We start from the raw sequence: 19,480 nt of genomic DNA, 5'->3' as shown, positions 1-19,480 counted from the left end.
TTATTCCTCCAGTTGATGAAGACTACGGCTGCGAATTTCTGCTAGCAGCTGGTCTACGACCACGTTGACGTCCAAGCTTCCTAAGTCTTTCCCGCGGCGGGTACGAACGGCAATCTTGCCTGATTCGACCTCTTTATCGCCACAGACCAACATATATGGAACCCGACGCAACGTATGTTCACGAATTTTAAAGCCAATCTTCTCATTTCTCAAGTCCGCTTTTGCCCGAATTCCTGCATCTTGCAGTTTTTTGGTCACTTGTTGGACATAATCAGACTGGCTATCGGTGATATTCATCACCACGACTTGTACCGGAGCTAACCAAGTTGGGAAGAAGCCTGCATATTCTTCGGTTAAAATCCCGATGAAGCGCTCCATTGACCCCAAAATAGCCCGGTGAATCATTACTGGCACCTGGCGATCGTTATTTTCGCCGATGTAAGACGCACTTAAGCGGCCCGGTAATGAGAAATCGAGCTGTACGGTACCACACTGCCACGCACGATCCAAACAATCATGCAAGGTAAATTCAATTTTCGGACCATAGAAGGCACCTTCACCCGGCTGATAATCAAATGGAATACCATTTTCAGTCAGCGCAGCCGCTAAATCGTCTTCAGCGCGAGTCCATAAATCGTCACTGCCAATGCGTTTCTCAGGACGAGTAGACAATTTGACCACAATCTTTTCGAAGCCAAAGGTGCTGTACATGTCGTACACCATCTTAATGCAGCTGTTCACTTCATCGCGAACCTGCTCTTCAGTACAAAAGATGTGAGCATCATCCTGGGTAAAACCACGGACGCGCATTAGGCCGTGTAGTGCGCCTGATGGCTCATTACGATGGCAGCTACCGAATTCTGCCATACGTAATGGCAGGTCGCGGTATGACTTCAACCCTTGGTTGAAAATCTGCACGTGTCCTGGGCAGTTCATTGGCTTGATGCAGTACTCGCGGTTTTCCGACGATGTAGTGAACATATGCTCAGCATAGTTCTCCCAATGCCCGGTTTTTTCCCACAGTACGCGGTCCATCATAAACGGCCCTTTGACTTCCTGATACTGGTACTCTTTGAGCTTGGTGCGCACAAAAGTTTCCAGTTCACGGAAAATAGTCCAGCCGTCGTTATGCCAAAACACCATGCCAGGTGCTTCTTCCTGCATGTGGTAAAGGTCCAATTGCTTACCAATCTTACGATGGTCGCGTTTGGCCGCTTCTTCCAGACGTTGCAGATAAGCATTCAGTTGCTTCTTATCACCCCAAGCCGTGCCGTAAATACGTTGCAGCATTTTATTTTTGCTGTCGCCACGCCAGTAGGCACCGGATGTTTTCTGCAATTTAAAATGATGGCAGAAACGCATATTGGGCACATGTGGGCCACGGCACATATCAACGTATTCTTCATGGTGATACAAACCAGGGCGATCATCGCGGCTGATATTCTCATCCAGAATAGCCACTTTATAATCTTCACCACGAGCAGCAAAAATATCGCGAGCTTCTTGCCAGCTCACTTTTTTCTTGATGACGTCGTAATCTTTATCGGCCAGCTCGTGCATCCGCTTTTCCAGCAGATCCAAATCTTCCTGCGTCAGAGTACGGTCGATATCAACATCGTAATAGAAGCCGTTGTCGATAACCGGGCCGATAGCCATTTTAGTATCAGGCCAAAGTTGCTTAATAGCGTGCCCCAATAAGTGTGCACACGAGTGGCGGAGAATCTCCAGGCCTTCAGCATCTTTGGTGGTGATAATGGCCAGTTGCGCGTCAGATTCGATCAAGTCACTGGCATCCACCAGCTCGCCATTTACGCGGCCAGCAATACAGGCTTTTGCCAGACCGGGGCCGATGTCTAAAGCAACATCAAGCACAGAAACGGCGTGATCGTATTGACGTTGACTGCCGTCAGGGAGGGTAATAACAGGCATTCTAATTCCTTATCTACAGTGGTGACCCACACGACAGATCACATGCAAGACGTAATTATTGTTTAATTTCAAAAAGTTGCGACATCAATTTAACCCACGTTTGTTATATTGGTCCGCAACTATGTATACAGTTTACTTTGTGACAGAGATCATGCCGCAAAGGAAATTCATATTATCACTACTCAATACAATGACAAACACTATCACTGTTATCCACCACAGTGATTTATCTATTGCCTGGTATCGGTTAGAGAATAAAATGGAGTGCTTCATGAAAATACATCAGCGATATTTTCACTAAACAGTGATAATGATCGCCGACAAAGTTATCATGCTAAAAATGCTTTATGATCACCATAATATCAACACCGTATAACTGAGGGTCAACTATTGCAGCGACAACCTGTTACATCCTCCAGAATCTTGTCGATTGGTTATGATCCTGAAAATCGCATGCTGGAGATACAGTTCCGTGAACAAGGGATTTATCAATATCTTGGTGTCCCTGAACGTGTTCATCAGAATTTTATGTCTGTAGTTTCAAAAGGGCGTTTTTTTGATGGCGTGATTAAAGGTAAGTTTTTGTGCCGGAAAATTGGTTAAATAAAAAATAATCAAATAAAAACATATCATTAGACCATACTGAAACGGTTACTTCGATGACAAGTTTTCGCCAAGAAGTTCACCGTTTCAGAAACTGCTAGTACCATTTCCTAAAATTCTTATGCCATAAAATAACGCCATACATAAGATATTGGCACGACGAAAAGTAAGGCTGGTAGGAAATTCACCACAGCGAATATCTTAATTTGAGCAATTCGTAACCCCACCGCAATCATAATAATCCCACCGCAGGCCGAAAAGTCAGCAAAGGCGATATTATCCATATAAGGCATAATGAGTTTTGCCAGCAAAACCAACGCGATTTGAATGAGCAATTGCGGAATAGCAATAGCCACCAGCGCAATGCCCAGCGAAATGGAAAATATTAGTGCGGTGAAAAAATCCATCAGCGCTTTAACAAATAACAGCTGAAAATCGCCTGTAATACCTTCAGTCAAAGAACCGACGACGCCTAACCCACTGGCACAAAACAACACAATCATGGCAGTAAAACTTTGCGCAAATTCCTGCGGCGGCAAGGTACTGCGTGTTGGGATTACTCGCTCCAGCAAACCGCGGGTTTTATTTGCCCCCCATTTTACGCCTTGCTCAAGTGATAATAACTCCCCCACTGCGGTTCCAATAATTAATGCCAAAATCACCGCCGGCATAAAGTGCACTTTCACCACCATCACAATACCGATGGAGATTGAGGCCAGAGCAAATGTAGCCGGTAAACCCTCTTGTAAGCGTTTGGGAACATGGCGAGCAAGTAATACGCCAACAATACCACCGAGAATTATCCCTGCGCTGTTAATAAACGGGCCGACCATAACATGCTCCCAATCGCTAAAACGCGTTCTGAAGGGTTAAAATGTGTCTGTTTTAGAATTAGGAATTTGCCAATAATAGCTAAACACAAACAACTGAATCGCCGGGGTAATTTTTGCCGGAGAAGTGGCGCGGATTTTATCATACATACCGCTGGTGTCAGTTGTGTAAAGGTGTCTATCATCACCAACAATGATTTACATTATGATCTATTGCTTTTGAGTAGTACTGGGTGTATTGCTATTTCTACAGGAAGTGCCCATAATAAATTTCCGTTTCCGTGTAGCAATGGTTACTGGAACGCCGCCCCGATTGTTTACGCAGTCGGGGCGTTTTATTTGGTCATTCCTTCTACTTCTCCGCAGATGAGTCACCCAACTTTCTCCCCGAAACTGTTGCTATACATCGATAGCACCTAGCTACTGATAAATACTGAACAATAAAATAGATTCCATCCGTTTTTCTTCCGCATTTTGTTGCTTATGATTTGCTCACTGGTCAACAAGGGGAGATATATGATGAAAAGGATCGCCGAGGTTCTGTCAGGTCTCGAACTTTACTTTCGCCAAACGCATCAGCAATGCACCGAAGAAACCTCATGGCTTACACGCTGGCTGTATATTCCAGTAGAGGAAAGAATGCAGATATTAGATGATTTACTGATGCCCTATCCCGCTAAGCCACCAGAAAAGAGACCGGCTGCACGAGATAAGACAAATAGTTAAAGACGAGAAACTGCGGTAGATGATGATAATGGCTGAGACGTATTTATTCAGGTGAATGCGTTTTAGCCAAATCTATTGCAGCCTGAATTGCCGAGCGCGCTTGCGGGCTATTTTTCCAACAGGTAGATCCCACCATAGCGGCAGCGCTGCTAACAATCTCATTCATATCAGCCTGACTCAGTTGAGCCAATGAAGTAAAACCGAGTTGCTCCAGGCGCGTAATAACTGTTGGCCCAACCCCTTTTACCGCCAATAATTCGCTACGCTCAAGGTCAGAAAATGCCATGCTGGTCTCCCATTAAAACCATGCTATCGCGAATAAAAAGACGATTTATTTAAAGTAGAACCATGCGGTATCAATCAACCCGTCGTTAACTTCGAATACAGCCATGCTCTCTATGGGTTCATCACTTAACCCATGAATTCGTTCCAAATCAAATACTTTATTTCCCAGTACGGTACGTGAAATAAGTTCTGCTCTTAGCGCTGGAATATTGAAACGTTGTGTCCGATAAAACTCGGTAAGTTGCTGCTTTCCCATCAACGATGGTGTGGTGGAGGGCATTCTGTAAGCAATAAATGAATCACTGAAGTTTGCTACGAATGCAGATAGATCGTGTTGATTATAAGCATAAAACTGTTTTTCAACGGGTAATAATGAGTTTGACACAACATACCTCAAATGAATTTAAATTCACAAAAAATGAAAGTAAATTCATTTTAATTCACTGTCAAACAAAACCGCATACCCACAAATTATGTGGGTATTATTCAGAGCCGTTTCCGCGACGCGTTTTCCGCACTAAAAAACCAGAGCTCAGGCAAACGATTAGGATAAAAGCGAATTTCGTAAGTATCTTTGAGTGGCGCTAAGCGCCAGCGCGGGCGAGCTTCACGTTTCGGTTTTAAAAAGCGCAAACGGCCACGGGCACGCGCTGCTTGCGCATCTAACACCCATGCGGCTGAAGCCGATAAGGGTTGGCGAGTATATTCATCTTCAACGCTGATATCACAAATGCACAAAGCTATGTTCCTTGCCGAAATTAATGCTGACATGATTATTCTGGATCTGCGGTATTGAACCAACTGTTGCCCGCCAGAGATTTGATCTGCATCACATTTCCCCTTCTCCCCTCACGTCGCTACGCTGCTAGCTATTTTAACTCAGCCAAATCACTGACTGTTGTCAACTCATCAGGATGAATGAGTTCACCGCCCTGCTGTAACGCCAGTGGCTTTGGCTATGGCCTTTTGCCCAGCGTATCGCGTAGAGTAGCGAAGTCAGTAATAATTTTGTGAGTGGCCCTATTTGCCGCGATGCAATTAATTACCTGATATGTTTTTCTTTCATCAGGTACGTTTGACGTTATTTTCGGAGCAAGATTGATGCAGAATATTCTCGAATTATTTAAAGCCATAGGCTTTGGCTTAGTATTGCTACTGCCTTTGGCAAACCCATTGACGACAGTGGCCTTATTGCTCGGGTTGTCCGGTAATATGACCAGCGAAGAGCGCAATCAGCAGTCAAAGATGGCATCAATCTACGTCTTCTTTATCATGACCATTGCCTATTATGCCGGGCAAGTTGTCATGAATACTTTCGGTATTTCGATTCCCGGTTTGCGTATTGCTGGTGGATTGATTGTGGCATTTATCGGCTTTCGGATGCTTTTCCCTCAACAATCGGCTGAAGACACACAGCTTGAAGCAAAATCGCAGGATTTAAAGAAGCGCAAATCTATCAATATTGCCTTCGTGCCATTAGCTATGCCAAGCACTGCGGGGCCGGGGACCATTGCCATGATTATCAGTTCCGCCGCCTCCGTAAAAGGCCATGCCATGTTCAGCCCTTGGGTTGTAACGGTTGCACCGGTACTGATTTTCCTCAGTGTGTCACTAATTTTGTGGGGGTCACTGCTTAGTTCTGGGGCCATTATGCGCTGGGTCGGTAAAAGCGGTATTGAAGCGATTTCGCGTTTGATGGGGTTCTTACTGGTGTGTATGGGCGTGCAATTTATTATTAATGGCGTCTTGGATATTATCGCCAACTACCAACCCGCCATTGCATAACGAATAACACAAGTTAAGAGAGAAACGCTAGCCGATGTTTATACTTATTAATACCAAGTTACAGCGTCCATCGACTACATCGGTTAGCGTTTTAATATTATTCTGACATCGCCCGGTAGGCAGTATCCACTTTCCACAAATAACGCGGTGCTTGCGCGGCCGGATGCTTCTTTTGTATATGCTGATAAAATTCGTTCGGGCTAAGACTATTAATTTTATTCACTGCCAGACGTTTATCTGATGAGAAAGTCCGCAGCATGGCACCCGCGCCATTGGCATAAGAAACGATAGTTGCATAACGCAATGTCTGCGGATCACTGATCCCCGCTAACTGCTGGTTTTGCAAAATATTGATATAAGCCGTCCCAATATCAATATTCTTCACCGGATCTTTTAATTCACCAGAACTCGGTTGACCATTGCGCCCTTTCATTCGGTACGCATCACGACCTGCGGTTGAGGCTTTAATCTGCATTAAACCCACTGCATTTGAGGTGCTCACCACATCAGGATTATAACCCGACTCCACTTGGATAATGGCTTTAATCAAAGTTTCATCAACACCATAATGGCTGGCTGCTTGTTTAATTACATCGCTATACGCAACTGTACTTGAACCGGCGCTGCTTTTCGGTGCATTAAGGAAACCACCTTGTGGCGCGTTCTTCAGCCACCCGTTATTTGCTTGCGGTGGAGGGGTTTGTTTGGCACACCCCGCCAGCAATAAAATTGCCATTAGGCAACCGACTTTTGGATTCACAGTATTCCCCGTGCTAATAAGCCGTTTTGTAGCATATACAAGTTGTCACCTCGTCCAAATAGATTTTTTGGCCTAGTTTGACCATTATCAAGATAATGATCAGGCTATATTCGGTAACTATCGGTAAGTTTTAGTTTATTGTATGGCAGGTCTTGACATCATCTCTAATGATATTGATAATCATTTTCATTTAAAGAAAGGGAACATCGCCATGTTTACTAAGCAAAAAATACCCTACCTGCACCCCATTAGCCGCCTGACACCCCGTTTTTTACACGCCGTAGCCCTGTTTATGCTCGTTGCATTTTCAGCACTGAGTAGCACCTCAGCATTGGCAGAGAATAAGCCCAGCGACCCCAATAAAAAATTCAAAGTTGTGACGACATTCACAATTATTCAGGATATTGCACAAAATGTCGCCGGTGATGCTGCCGTCGTCGAGTCTATAACCAAGCCTGGGGCTGAAATTCATGACTATCAACCCACCCCACGGGATATTGTAAAAGCGCAATCTGCGGACTTGATACTCTGGAACGGCATGAATCTGGAGCGCTGGTTTGAGCGCTTCTTCGAAAATATTAAAGATGTCCCTTCGGCCGTCGTCACCGATGGCATTACGCCACTGCCTATTCGTGAAGGGCCATATAAAGGTATTCCTAACCCCCATGCCTGGATGTCGCCGTCAAACGCGTTGATCTATATTGAAAACATTCGCAAAGCACTGGTTGAACACGATCCGGCTAATGCTGAAATCTATAACCGCAATGCCAAAGCTTATGCGGAAAAAATTGCCGCTTTGGATGCCCCATTACGTGAGCGTTTATCTCGCATCCCAGCAGAGCAGCGCTGGTTGGTGACCAGTGAAGGGGCATTTAGTTACCTGGCGAAAGATTATGGCTTTAAAGAGGTTTATCTATGGCCAATCAATGCCGAGGAGCAAGGCTCTCCGCAACAAGTGCGTCGTGTCATTGATACTATGCGTGCGAATAAAATTCCGGTGATATTTAGCGAAAGCACCATTTCTGATAAGCCCGCGAAACAAGTCAGCAAAGAAACCGGTGCGCAATACGGTGGGGTGTTATATGTTGATTCGTTGTCGAACGAAAAAGGGCCAGTTCCCACCTACATCGACCTGATTAACACCACTGTGCAAACTATTGCGAAAGGATTTGGTCAATGAGTCATGCTGTTTTTGTCCGCCCGGAGTTGATAGTGGATAATGTCACTGTCACCTATAACAATGGGCATACTGCTATTTATGACGCCAGTTTTTCACTCACTGGTGGGACTATCTGCGCACTGGTCGGCGTCAATGGCAGTGGTAAATCTACCCTCTTCAAAAGCATTATGGGCTTAGTGAAGCCCAGTGTTGGCAAAGTCGAGTTAAGCAATAAGCCGATTAGCCACGCATTGAAGCAAAACACTATCGCTTACGTGCCACAAACAGAAGAGGTGGACTGGAACTTCCCGGTGCTAGTGGAAGACGTCGTAATGATGGGCCGATACGGGAAAATGAATTTTCTGCGCATTCCGAGCCGTGAAGATAAAGCCATTGTGGATAAGGCTATCGAACGGGTGGGGTTAACCGCATTGCGTTCACGCCAGATAGGCGAACTTTCTGGTGGGCAGAAAAAACGGGTATTTTTAGCACGGGCGCTGGCTCAGCAAGGTTCGGTTTTGTTGCTGGATGAGCCGTTTACCGGCGTCGATGTCAAAACAGAAAATGCCATTATTGATTTGTTACGCGCACTTCGTAATGAAGGTCATCTGATTTTAGTTTCAACACATAACCTCGGCAGTGTGCCAGAGTTTTGTGATCACGTAATTCTAATTAATCAGACGGTGTTGGCGGCTGGCCCAACCGAAACCACCTTCACCCAAAAGAACCTTGAAATGACCTTTGGTGGTGTGCTGCGCCATATCAACTTGTCTGGCAATACACTGCATGACGATAACGACCCGCGCACCGTCACGGTTATCACCGATGATGAGCGCCCTGCGGTATTTTATGGTCACACCAAAAATGATCCACCGGCACAAAGCCAGTCGAAGGAGAAAAATCCCTGATGCTGGACATTTTACTGCAACCCTTTAATTACAATTACATGGTCAAGGCCATTTGGGTCAGTGCGATTGTCGGCGCGGTCTGCGCTTTCCTCTCGGCTTATTTGATGCTGAAAGGCTGGTCGCTGATGGGCGATGCACTCTCGCACTCGGTCGTTCCCGGTGTCGCTGGCGCTTATGCCCTCGGGCTGCCTTATGCCGCAGGCGCTTTCTTTACCGGTATGCTGGCGGCATTGGCCATGACACTGGTTCGCCACATCACCCGCCTGCGTGAAGATGCTATCATCGGCTTTATTTTCTCGACCTTTTTTGCCGTCGGGCTATTAATTGTTTCCCTCAATCCAACGTCAGTAAATGTGCAGTCGATTATTTTCGGCAATATTTTAGGGATAGCCGATGAAGATGTATTGCAGGTGGAAATCATTATTTTGGTTTCTTTTGTGATTTTATGTCTGATTTGGAAAGACCTGCTGGCGGTGTTCTTTGATGAAAGCCATGCCCTGTCGATAGGATTATCGCCACTGCGGTTAAAAATTCTGTTTTTCACCCTGCTAAGCGCCTGTACTGTGGCGGCCTTGCAAACCGTTGGCGCAATTTTGGTCATTGCTATGGTGGTGACACCGGGAGCGACCGCCTACTTGCTCACCGACCGCTTCAGCCGCTTGCTGGTGATCGCTATCGTCATCGGTGCTTTTACCAGTGCTTTTGGTGCCTACCTCAGTTTCTATCTTGATGGCGCGACGGGCGGAGTGATTGTGACGTTACAAACGCTGGTTTTCCTGTTGGCCTTTTTCTTTGCCCCTAAACATGGCTTGCTGGCAACTCGCTACCAAACTCGCCAGAAGCGCCGCCACCCGGTCGCAACACATCCGGAGGATAATGTATGAATGCATTGTTCAGTCTGGTCAGTGAGCCTTTCGCCTATCCCTTTATGCAACGGGCGATCGTCGCTGCTATCGTGACCGGCGTGGTGTGTGCGGTCTTATCTTGCTATCTGGTGCTAAAAGGCTGGTCACTGATGGGAGATGCTATCTCTCATGCTGTGTTGCCCGGTATCGTGTTAGCTTTTTGGCTCGGTATCCCATTGGTTATTGGGGCGTTTGTCTCGGGGATTTTTTGCGCCGTCGCCACCGGTTATTTGAAGGAAAACAGTAGGGTCAAAGAAGATACTGTCATGGGAATTGTATTCTCCGGTATGTTCGCATTCGGGCTGGTGCTGTTTTCGCGCATGGATACTGACCAACACCTTAGCCATATTCTGTTCGGCAATATGCTGGGTATTTCACTGGCTGAGCTCAAACAAACTTTATGGATAGCGGGGTTCACCCTGCTGGTGGTGTTATTAAAGCGCAAAGATTTCATGTTGTATTGCTTTGATCCAAACCACGCCCGCGTGATTGGCTTGCCGGTTAAGTTACTGCACTATGGCTTACTTTGCCTGTTAGCATTAACTATCGTGGCTTCATTGCAGGCTGTGGGGGTTATTTTAGTCATCGCCATGTTGATAGCGCCCGGTATTATCGCCTTTCTGGTTTGTCGCAGTTTTGATCAAATGCTGGTGGTTGCTACACTGGTTTCGGTCACCGCCTGCGTATTAGGCACATTAGTCAGCTTCCATATTGATGGAGCCACTGGCCCCTGCATTGTCATTATTCAGGCACTATTCTTTGTTGTCGCGCTGATTTATAACCATATAAAGCCGGTAAAAGGCCGCACAATAGCCACAGTGACGCAAGATGAAGGCGCTGAAAACAGCGCAAAAGGTAACCTGCTATAATCAATTGAGTCACTAAGCTCGCTACAGCTAAATATAAGCCGTATTGTATTCAAACTTTACGGCTTATTTATAACTTGATATCACTCAGTCTATTTTCCACTGTGTTATTTCTGTAGCCCTAGCGCATTGACGTTATCGAAAATATGTCACGAGTTGGGCGCAGAATATGTCTTTTATTTGATCCTGCACCAGTATCCCTGTGCATCAGCTCTTGTTATTCACAGGATAAAGACGCTAACCTAATGATCTATACCCATGAAACTAGATTTGCAGGTAGGTAGGTAGCTAATAGGGGGTGAATCATGTGGCAAGCAGTGAATCGTCTGTTAGGTGAATATCTCGGCCCCGCTGAAATTCGGGAAAGAACCGAATTACCGGGCGGTGATATTCACGAGGCCTGGCGTCTCAGTTATGGTGAAACTGAGGTTTTCGTCAAATGTGATACTCGCGAGATGCTGCCCATATTTACCGCCGAGGCAGACCAACTCTCTTTATTAGCTCGCAGCAAAACTGTGCAGGTGCCTGAAGTTTATGGTGTCGGCAGTGATCGTGATTATAGTTTCCTGTTACTTGAATATATTCCGCTTAAACCCCTCGATGCCCATAATGCTTATTGCCTCGGGCAACAATTAGCACATTTACATCAATGGAGTGAGCAACTGCAATTCGGGCTGGATTTTGATAATGATCTGGCCACCACGCCGCAACCTAATAGTTGGCAACGCCGCTGGGCACAATTTTTTGCTGAGCAACGTATTGGTTGGCAATTACAGTTGGCGGCTGAAAAAGGAATGTCGTTTGGTGATATCGACCATATAACCCATCTTGTTCAAGAGCGGTTACAAAGCCACCAGCCACAACCTTCTTTACTACATGGCGATTTATGGCCAGCTAACTGTGCCACCAGTGCTAATGGGCCGGTTATTTTTGATCCCGCCTGTTATTGGGGCGACCGAGAATGCGACCTTTCCATGTTACCGCTCTACCCTGCATTACCCGCTCAGATCTATGACGGCTACCAGAGTGTCTGGCCGCTTCCTGCTGGGTTTATTGAACGCCAACCTCTTTATCAACTTTATTATTTATTGAACCGCAGTAACTTATTTGGCGGACAGCATTGGCTTAATGCACAGAAAGCCGTCGAACAGCTGTTACATCCAGAGCGGTTTTAATTTCCCCCGCAGTAAAGCGTAATTTGAATATCGTCACCAGCACCCTAAAAGTTGGATAACCAACCCGTCAGGGTGCTTTTTTATGCCCCAATATTCGGCAATGAAATCAAGTTTTGCTAAAAAAGTTTGAACAAAACCACAGATTAGATGTATTCCAGCCGTCTAATAATGACAGCTCACCCTGTTCTTTTTTGCCAGCGACAACTTCCGCCAAAAAGCGCTTACTTAAATAAAATCAAGAGCCTTCATTGAGGAATTTTTACCCTCCTCAATAGGAATTCTATTGCCAGAAAATTGGGAGTAAGACAAATGGTGGATATTCGCGAGTGGGAAAACCTTGCTAATAAAGAACTCAGCCGACGCGGAAAGAGTGTCGAAGATTTAGTCACGAAAACCTCGGAAGGTATTACGGTCAAAGCGCTGTATACCGCCAGAGATCTTGAGGGGCTAGAAGTGACCGGCTCCCTACCCGGAATGGCCCCTTATGTCAGAGGGCCACGCGCCACCATGTATGCTGCTCAGCCTTGGACTATTCGTCAATATGCCGGTTTTTCAACAGCGAAAGAATCGAATGCTTTTTATCGCAGAAATCTAACCGCCGGGCAAAAAGGCCTTTCGGTCGCTTTTGATCTGGCGACCCACCGTGGTTATGACTCTGATAACCCGCGGGTTTCTGGTGATGTCGGTAAAGCGGGCGTCGCCATTGACAGTGTCGAGGATATGAAAGTCCTGTTCGACCAAATCCCGCTGGACAAAATGTCTGTCTCCATGACGATGAATGGCGCAGTGCTGCCGATTATGGCGTTTTATATTGTGGCTGCGGAAGAACAAGGGGTGGCTCCCGCCCTACTGACCGGCACGATTCAGAACGATATTCTGAAAGAGTATCTGTGCCGCAATACCTATATTTATCCGCCCAAACCCTCCATGCGCATCATTTCAGACATCATCGCCTGGAGCTCTCAGAACATGCCGCGTTTTAACACTATCAGCATCAGCGGCTATCACATGGGGGAAGCCGGTGCCAACTGTGTACAGCAAGTGGCTTTTACCATTGCAGATGGTATTGAGTACATCAAAGCGGCACTGAGTGCTGGCTTAAATATCGATGACTTTGCCCCGCGCCTCTCATTCTTCTTTGGTATTGGCATGGATTTGTTTATGAACATCGCCATGCTACGTGCGGCGCGCTACCTGTGGAGTGAGGCAGTGAGCCAGTTTGGCGCGACTGACCCTAAATCATTAGCGCTGCGGACTCACTGCCAAACTTCCGGCTGGAGTCTGACCGAGCAAGACCCTTACAACAATATTATTCGCACCACCATCGAAGCCCTTGGCGCAACCCTGGGTGGGACACAATCTTTGCACACCAACGCCTTTGATGAGGCACTCGGCCTGCCCACTGATTTTTCAGCGCGAATTGCCCGTAATACGCAAATCATTATTCAGGAAGAGTCCGAGATTTGCCGCACCATCGACCCACTGGCTGGCTCCTATTTTGTCGAGTCACTCACCGATCAAATGGTCAAACAGGCCAGAACCATTATTAAACAGATTGATGAGGTTGGCGGCATGGCAAAAGCCATTGAGGTCGGGCTGCCCAAACGCATGATTGAAGAAGCCTCCGCCGGTGCACAGTCTCTGATTGATCAGGGGAAGCGCGTCATTGTTGGTGTCAACAAATACAAATTGGAGAAAGAGGCCGAAACCCCAGTACTGGAAATTGATAACATTAAAGTACGCAATGAACAAATTGCGCAATTGAAACGCATTCGTGCTGAACGCGACGACGAGGCAGTGCAGCACGCCTTGGCTAATCTGCGCCACGCCGCTGGGCATCATGAAAATCTGTTGGAAGCCGCAGTTCAGGCTGCTCGCTTGCGCGCCACTCTGGGTGAAATTTCAGATGCCATGGAAGAGGAATTTAATCGCTATCTGGTGCCCAGCGAATGTGTCACCGGGGTAATTGCACACAGTTACCATCAGAGTGAAAAAGATGCACAGGAGTTTGATCAAATACTGGCTCAAACCCAGCATTTCCTGGCCGAACATGGCCGCCATCCACGAATTCTGATCGCCAAAATGGGTCAGGATGGTCACGACCGCGGCGCGAAGGTGATTGCCAGCGCTTATTCTGACCTTGGCTTTGATGTCGATCTTAGCCCAATGTTCTCGACACCGGATGAAATTGCCCGACTGGCAGTCGAGAACGATGTCCATGTCATCGGCGCTTCCTCACTAGCGGCGGGTCATAAAACATTGATTCCTGAATTGGTTGCAGCATTGCGCCAATACCAACGTCAGGATATTTGTGTGGTCGCCGGCGGTGTTATTCCGCCGCAGGATTATGCCTTCTTACGTGAACGTGGAGTTGCCGCCATTTACGGGCCGGGCACCCCAATGCTCGCCAGCGTGCGCGACGTATTACAGCTCATCAGTAACCATCATGATTAGTCGCGACAATCTGGACGATTACATTTGCCGCTTGCGCCAAGGTGATCGTGCGGCATTGGCTCAGGCCATGACGCTGGCAGAAAGTAGCCATCCCCAGCATCGGGCACTCAGCGCCCAGATGCTAGACCACATCATGCCCTACACCGGGCGGGCTAAACGGCTGGGTGTCACTGGCACACCCGGTGCGGGAAAAAGCACTTTTCTCGAAGCGCTAGGTGAAGAGTTGCTGTCGCAGGGGCATAAGGTGGCGGTGATTGCGGTTGACCCCAGTAGCCCGGTCAGCGGTGGCAGTATTTTGGGCGACAAAACTCGCATGTTGAATTTGTCTCGTGCCGAGCATGCTTTTGTCCGTCCCGTCCCCTCAAGAGGCCATCTTGGCGGGATCAGCCCAAGCACCCGAGAACTGATTTTACTCTGTGAAGCGGCGGGCTACGACATCGTGATTGTAGAAACTGTCGGTGTCGGGCAATCGGAAACAGAAGTTGCCGCCATGGTGGATTGTTTTCTGTCGCTGCAAATTGCTGGGGCTGGTGATGATTTACAAGGTATCAAGAAAGGCATTATGGAAATGGCTGACTTCATCATCATCAATAAAGATGATGGCGAGAATCACGTCAATGTCGAAATTTCCCGCCATATGTACCACAGCGCGCTGCAAATTATCCGACGAAAATATCCCCTATGGCAGCCGCGAGTTCTCACCTGTAGCGCCCTGGAAAAACGCGGTATCCGCGAAGCCTGGCAAGCGGTACAAACCTTTTGGCCAGTAATGGCGAACAGCGGGCAATTGGCGGCCTTGCGCGCGCAGCAAAATTTGGCGTGGGTTCACCAACAAATCGAGGCCAATACGCTGGCGGCACTGTTTGCCCGTGCTGATTTGCGCCAACACTACCAGCAAATTGAAGCACTGTTGCAGCAAAACCAAATCTCACCGCGGGCTGGAATTAGCGCCATCACCGATTTTATTACGCAAAAAATCTTCAATTAAAGGGAAATGATTATGTCTTATGAGTATGTCAAAGTATTGATTGCTAACCGGGTTGGTATTATTGAGTTTAATTATGCCCGCAAGCTCAATGCCTTAAGCAAAGTATTTATTGATGATTTAATGCAAGCATTGCATGACCTCAATAACACCGATATTCGCTGCATTATTTTGCGCGCCGCTGAAGGCTCTAAAGTGTTCTCTGCCGGCCATGATATCCATGAATTACCCACTGGCCGACGCGATCCGCTGTCCTACGACGATCCACTGCGCCAAATCACCCGCATTATTCAAAAATATCCTAAACCGATCATTTCTATGGTTGAAGGGAGTGTATGGGGCGGCGCATTCGAGATGATTATGAGTTCAGATATTATCATCGCCTGTAGTAATTCGACCTTTTCAATGACGCCCGTGAATCTGGGGGTTCCCTATAATTTAGTCGGTATTCATAACCTGATCCGCGATGCCGGTTTTCACATTGTGAAAGAGCTGATTTTTACCGCCGCCCCTATCTCAGCCCAGCGCGCCCTGTCAGTGGGTATTCTCAATCATGTGGTTGAACCTGAAGAACTGGAGGATTTCACGTTAAAACTGGCCCACGTCATTTCCGAAAAAGCCCCACTGGCCATTGCCGTGATTAAAGAAGAACTTCGCGTGCTGGGTGAAGCCCACACCATGAATTCTGATGAATTTGAGCGCATTCAAGGTATGCGCCGCGCAGTCTACGATAGCGATGACTATCACGAGGGCATGAGCGCCTTCATGGAGAAACGTAAACCTAACTTTCTTGGGCGTTAACCCTACTCAGACAGAGGATTTCTCTATGAAACGGTCATATCGCATCATGAGCGCGGATACCGCCGCCGAGTGTATTGAGCATGGGAATATGGTGGTCTTCAGCGGTTTTACCCCAGCCGGTGCGCCAAAAGTGCTGCCCGGTGCTATCGCCAGGCGTGCCATGGATCATCATGAGCAGCAAAAAGAGTTTCAAATCCGCTTACTGACCGGCGCATCCATCAGTGCCCAAGCCGATGATGAGCTGGCGCAAGCGGATGCCATTGCATGGCGAGCGCCTTATCAAACCGCCTCGCTACTGCGGGAGAAAATCAACCAAGGGGCGGTAAGTTTTGTTGATTTGCATCTGAGCGAAGTCGCCCAAATGGTCAATTATGGTTTCTTTGGTGACATTGATGTGGCGGTGATTGAAGCCTCGGCGCTCAGCGCCGATGGCAAAGTTTACCTCACCAGTGGTATTGGCAACTCCCCGGTTTTCTTACATAAAGCTAAAAAAATCATTATTGAACTGAATCATTATCACAGCCCACGCGTGGCTGAATTGGCTGATATTGTGATGCTGGGTGCCCCGCCCCGGCGCAATACGCTGCCAATATTCCACACCCTGGATAAAGTGGGGCAACCTTATGTACAAGTTGATCCCAGCAAGATTATTGGCGTAGTAGAAACCGAGTTACCGGATGCCAGTAACAGCCTCGATCGGGAAAACCCATTATGTGAGCAAATCGCTGACAACGTAGTTAATTTTTTACTGAATGAACTCAGGCTAGGCCGGATTCCACCGGAGTTTCTTCCGCTACAAAGTGGTGTGGGGAATATTAATAATGCGGTGATGAAGCGCCTTGGTGAAAATCCTCACATTCCGCCTTTTATGATGTACTCCGAGGTGTTGCAGGAGTCGGTTGTCCGGCTGATAGAAAGCGAAAAAGTGTTGGGTGTCAGTGCCTCCAGCTTGACCATTTCACCCACTTCACTGAAAAAAATTTATGACAATATGGATTTCTTCGCGAACAGAATAGTGCTGCGTCCGCAGGAGATATCTAACCATCCTGAAATCATTCGCCGCTTAGGTGTCATTGCGCTGAATGTCGGGCTTGAGTTTGATATCTACGGCCACGCCAACTCCACCCATGTGGCGGGTACCGAGCTGGTCAATGGCATTGGCGGCAGCGCCGATTTTGAGCGCAATGCTTATTTGTCCATTTTCATGGCCCCGTCGATCGTCAAGGGCGGCAAGGTCTCTACCATTGTGCCAATGTGTACTCATGTTGATCACAGTGAGCACAGCGTCAAAGTTATTGTCACCGAGCAAGGTGTGGCTGATTTACGTGGGTTATCGCCCATGCAACGTGCTGCGGCTATCATCAATAACTGCGCACACCCAATGTATCGTGATTACCTGCATCAATATCTGGCGCAGGCTAAAGGGGGTCATTTGCATCACAATCTGGCGCAAGCCTTCCAACTCCACCAAAATCTGTTCGAGTATGGCTCCATGTTAGTGCCTTAATCGCCATTACGGTCAGCATGTATATAGCCCATGACTTGTTCAATATGGTGATTATTCTTGAGTGAATAAAGATACTCACGCATGTACATGGGCTGATTCGGCGCATCGAAATATTTCAGCTTGGCCGGATTCACCAGTCGATAAGCAAACTGGGGCACAACCGTCAGAAACTGCCCCTGCTCTACCGCGCTGATTTTCGCCATAAAACTATAAGGGCGATAAATAATGGTGGGATTAATACCAATTGAACGAAAATGCGCATCTAATAACGATTCGAAATTAGCTCGGTTCTGAAAACGCATTTGTAACCACGGCAATGTATTCAATAATTCAAGTGATTGGCTATTTTCAAAGCGGCGCGAGACTAAAAAACCGAGCCGCAACGCAGGGAGCTCCGTGCTCTGCAAACTATCAATGTGAGTCACCCGCGGCGAAGCTTGCTGTGGCGAGATAATAAAATCTACCCGGCGATCCAGTAAATCATCAATGACCGTGTTTTCGCTAAATTCAAACGGCTGTGCGGTAATTCCATCATATTTGTCGCTAAGGCTGAATAACTGATCAAAAATAATTGTGGGGTAGGTGTTATCAATACCAATGACGATGTTTTTCTGCCGCTGGGACAGCGAGACAATAGTATTATCAATGGCAGAAAGCCGTTGATAAATTGGGAATAGCTCCTGATAAAGCTCTTGCCCGGCTTTGTTTAGACTGATGCTTTTCTCATTACGGGTAAACAGTGCATATCCCACCAGCTCTTCCAGAGCCGCAATGCTTTTACCAAACGGCGAGGCTGTCATGTGTAATTTTTCGGCGGCTTTCGCCATGCTGTTTGTCTGAGCCAAAATAATAAAATTACGCATTTTCTTCGAAATGAAAACGTTCATTACTTTACTGATATCGCAGTGGAAAGAGGCCTACAGCATAAGGGAATTACACAGGTAAAATTGTGAGTGCAAGAAGAGTATCGTATTCCGCGGGTCAGAAAATTCTTTCAATAGATTAATTTGTTTATTTATCATGGTGATAAATAGCAAAAAGGCCCGAATAAATGGGCCGATTTATATATTTCTCTGGTCTGCCCGCTATCGGTGCTAACCCTGAGCCATCAATCCCAATAACTTGATAACAAAATAGAACGCCACGCCGATAACTAATGGAAGAATGTATAAGGTAAAAAACTGCAAAAATATCGTGTGATGCGGTAGGACAATCTTCTCTTCCAACTGCTCCCGTGTGCGCCCTTCGCTACCTTTGGCCTGCTCTAAGATCAGTTGGTCTTCAATGCCTTCACGGATGTGCCGTACTTGCCGCGACATACGGGCACCTGATGCCTGTAAGGACAAACCAACAAAAATCAGCATATAAATGATAAAGAACATAATGTTCGATGCCGAAAAGTCTTGCTCGAAATTCGGTACCGGCGAGTTGTACCAGAAAATATCCAGAAAAGTGGTGTTGAAGCGGATCATATCAGTCATGACGTGGATAAAATCCAGCATAACTGCATTAACTCCGGTGCTCTTTTGACTATATTGATAGGCAAAATTGATAATTGAAATCAATGTTGACAGCAGTGCTGGAATAAAAACGAGCCACCCGGCGATCCGTTTGATAACAGCGACACGCCCAGCCTGTTGATAGGTCATGACTTCTCCTTGTAAATACCACAACTTATGTGGCCTTAGTTTACCCGCTACATCCCGCTTTTGTGCAGGATTTTGTTGCAATACTTGCGACTAACATAGATTCAAGCCTAGCTCATCCGACGAAATATCATTACGTTAATAAATTAAATTGTC

Annotated in this window: 20 protein-coding genes; 12 read left to right on the top strand and 8 right to left on the bottom strand. The window is 46.9% G+C overall.

Annotation, left to right across the window (positions count from 1 at the left end):
• A complete protein-coding gene (thrS, locus tag N0H69_RS13220) occupies positions 1-1,929 on the bottom strand; it encodes a threonine--tRNA ligase (RefSeq protein ID WP_050151139.1) in 1,929 nt (642 codons plus the stop codon).
• Positions 1,930-2,319: 390 nt separating this feature from the next.
• Here thrS and N0H69_RS13215 point away from each other — a divergent pair, with 390 nt between their 5' ends.
• The gene (locus N0H69_RS13215; protein WP_005161573.1) at positions 2,320-2,532 is read left to right on the top strand and encodes a KTSC domain-containing protein; all 213 of its coding nucleotides are present in this window, start codon (positions 2,320-2,322) and stop codon (positions 2,530-2,532) included.
• 119 nt (positions 2,533-2,651) lie between these two features.
• On the opposite strand, the gene N0H69_RS13210 is transcribed toward N0H69_RS13215, so the two are convergent.
• Entirely contained in the window at positions 2,652-3,365 is a 714-nt protein-coding gene (locus N0H69_RS13210) for a DUF554 domain-containing protein (protein WP_050151137.1), read from the bottom strand.
• A 513-nt stretch (positions 3,366-3,878) separates the two neighbouring features.
• On the opposite strand from N0H69_RS13210, the gene N0H69_RS13205 reads away from it, so the two are divergent.
• Entirely contained in the window at positions 3,879-4,088 is a 210-nt protein-coding gene (locus tag N0H69_RS13205; RefSeq protein WP_235895497.1) for a hypothetical protein, read from the top strand.
• A gap of 43 nt (positions 4,089-4,131) precedes the next feature.
• Here the strand turns inward: N0H69_RS13205 and N0H69_RS13200 are convergent, their stop codons facing one another.
• The 3 genes from N0H69_RS13200 to N0H69_RS13190 form a co-directional block, all read right to left on the bottom strand.
• On the bottom strand, positions 4,132-4,374 hold the full coding sequence (locus N0H69_RS13200) for a Pathogenicity locus (protein ID WP_050109592.1): 243 nt from the start codon (positions 4,372-4,374) through the stop codon (positions 4,132-4,134).
• 45 nt (positions 4,375-4,419) lie between these two features.
• On the bottom strand, positions 4,420-4,758 hold the full coding sequence (locus N0H69_RS13195) for a nuclear transport factor 2 family protein (protein WP_050109676.1): 339 nt from the start codon (positions 4,756-4,758) through the stop codon (positions 4,420-4,422).
• A gap of 101 nt (positions 4,759-4,859) precedes the next feature.
• A complete protein-coding gene (locus N0H69_RS13190) occupies positions 4,860-5,111 on the bottom strand; it encodes a hypothetical protein (RefSeq protein WP_050109593.1) in 252 nt (83 codons plus the stop codon).
• Between the two features lie 363 nt (positions 5,112-5,474).
• On the opposite strand from N0H69_RS13190, the gene N0H69_RS13185 reads away from it, so the two are divergent.
• Complete coding sequence (locus tag N0H69_RS13185) at positions 5,475-6,158, top strand: MarC family NAAT transporter (protein ID WP_050109594.1); 684 nt, start codon at positions 5,475-5,477, stop codon at positions 6,156-6,158.
• Between the two features lie 97 nt (positions 6,159-6,255).
• Here the strand turns inward: N0H69_RS13185 and N0H69_RS13180 are convergent, their stop codons facing one another.
• Positions 6,256-6,918, bottom strand: coding sequence for a transglycosylase SLT domain-containing protein (locus N0H69_RS13180; protein ID WP_050109595.1), 663 nt, complete (start codon positions 6,916-6,918; stop codon positions 6,256-6,258).
• 211 nt (positions 6,919-7,129) lie between these two features.
• Here N0H69_RS13180 and yfeA point away from each other — a divergent pair, with 211 nt between their 5' ends.
• The 9 genes from yfeA to scpC all read left to right on the top strand — a co-directional run bounded on the left by yfeA (position 7,130) and on the right by scpC (position 17,678).
• Positions 7,130-8,098, top strand: coding sequence for an iron/manganese ABC transporter substrate-binding protein YfeA (gene yfeA / locus N0H69_RS13175; protein ID WP_050151135.1), 969 nt, complete (start codon positions 7,130-7,132; stop codon positions 8,096-8,098).
• Complete coding sequence (gene yfeB, locus N0H69_RS13170) at positions 8,095-8,985, top strand: iron/manganese ABC transporter ATP-binding protein YfeB (RefSeq protein WP_050151134.1); 891 nt, start codon at positions 8,095-8,097, stop codon at positions 8,983-8,985. Before yfeA ends, yfeB begins: the two co-directional genes overlap by 4 nt.
• Entirely contained in the window at positions 8,985-9,869 is an 885-nt protein-coding gene (gene yfeC / locus N0H69_RS13165) for an iron/manganese ABC transporter permease subunit YfeC (RefSeq protein WP_050151133.1), read from the top strand. The genes yfeB and yfeC overlap by 1 nt, the downstream gene beginning before the upstream one ends.
• Positions 9,866-10,759 carry an iron/manganese ABC transporter permease subunit YfeD gene (gene yfeD / locus N0H69_RS13160; RefSeq protein WP_050151132.1) on the top strand — a complete coding sequence of 298 codons (894 nt, stop codon included), beginning with the start codon at positions 9,866-9,868 and terminating at the stop codon, positions 10,757-10,759. The genes yfeC and yfeD overlap by 4 nt, the downstream gene beginning before the upstream one ends.
• A gap of 302 nt (positions 10,760-11,061) precedes the next feature.
• Positions 11,062-11,931 carry a fructosamine kinase family protein gene (locus N0H69_RS13155; protein ID WP_050151131.1) on the top strand — a complete coding sequence of 290 codons (870 nt, stop codon included), beginning with the start codon at positions 11,062-11,064 and terminating at the stop codon, positions 11,929-11,931.
• 309 nt (positions 11,932-12,240) lie between these two features.
• Positions 12,241-14,385, top strand: a complete 2,145-nt coding sequence (scpA, locus tag N0H69_RS13150) for a methylmalonyl-CoA mutase (RefSeq protein ID WP_050151130.1) — start codon at positions 12,241-12,243, stop codon at positions 14,383-14,385.
• On the top strand, positions 14,378-15,373 hold the full coding sequence (meaB, locus tag N0H69_RS13145) for a methylmalonyl Co-A mutase-associated GTPase MeaB (RefSeq protein WP_050151129.1): 996 nt from the start codon (positions 14,378-14,380) through the stop codon (positions 15,371-15,373). Before scpA ends, meaB begins: the two co-directional genes overlap by 8 nt.
• A gap of 12 nt (positions 15,374-15,385) precedes the next feature.
• Positions 15,386-16,171 carry a methylmalonyl-CoA decarboxylase gene (scpB, locus tag N0H69_RS13140; RefSeq protein ID WP_050109603.1) on the top strand — a complete coding sequence of 262 codons (786 nt, stop codon included), beginning with the start codon at positions 15,386-15,388 and terminating at the stop codon, positions 16,169-16,171.
• Positions 16,172-16,196: 25 nt separating this feature from the next.
• The gene (gene scpC / locus N0H69_RS13135; protein ID WP_050151128.1) at positions 16,197-17,678 is read left to right on the top strand and encodes a succinyl-CoA:acetate CoA-transferase ScpC; all 1,482 of its coding nucleotides are present in this window, start codon (positions 16,197-16,199) and stop codon (positions 17,676-17,678) included.
• On the opposite strand, the gene srsR is transcribed toward scpC, so the two are convergent.
• Both srsR and N0H69_RS13125 read right to left on the bottom strand, forming a co-directional pair.
• Positions 17,675-18,565 carry a LysR family transcriptional regulator SrsR gene (gene srsR, locus N0H69_RS13130; RefSeq protein WP_050109605.1) on the bottom strand — a complete coding sequence of 297 codons (891 nt, stop codon included), beginning with the start codon at positions 18,563-18,565 and terminating at the stop codon, positions 17,675-17,677. The genes scpC and srsR overlap by 4 nt on opposite strands.
• Positions 18,566-18,772: 207 nt before the next feature.
• Positions 18,773-19,327 (bottom strand): YniB family protein, encoded by a 555-nt coding sequence (locus tag N0H69_RS13125; protein WP_050109606.1) that lies wholly within the window; start codon positions 19,325-19,327, stop codon positions 18,773-18,775.
• Between the last annotated feature and the right edge of the window lie 153 nt (positions 19,328-19,480).

The organism is Yersinia alsatica, assembly GCF_025133195.1.
Classification (GTDB): Bacteria; Pseudomonadota; Gammaproteobacteria; order Enterobacterales; family Enterobacteriaceae; genus Yersinia; species Yersinia alsatica.
This window is presented reverse-complemented; position numbering and strand designations above follow the sequence as displayed.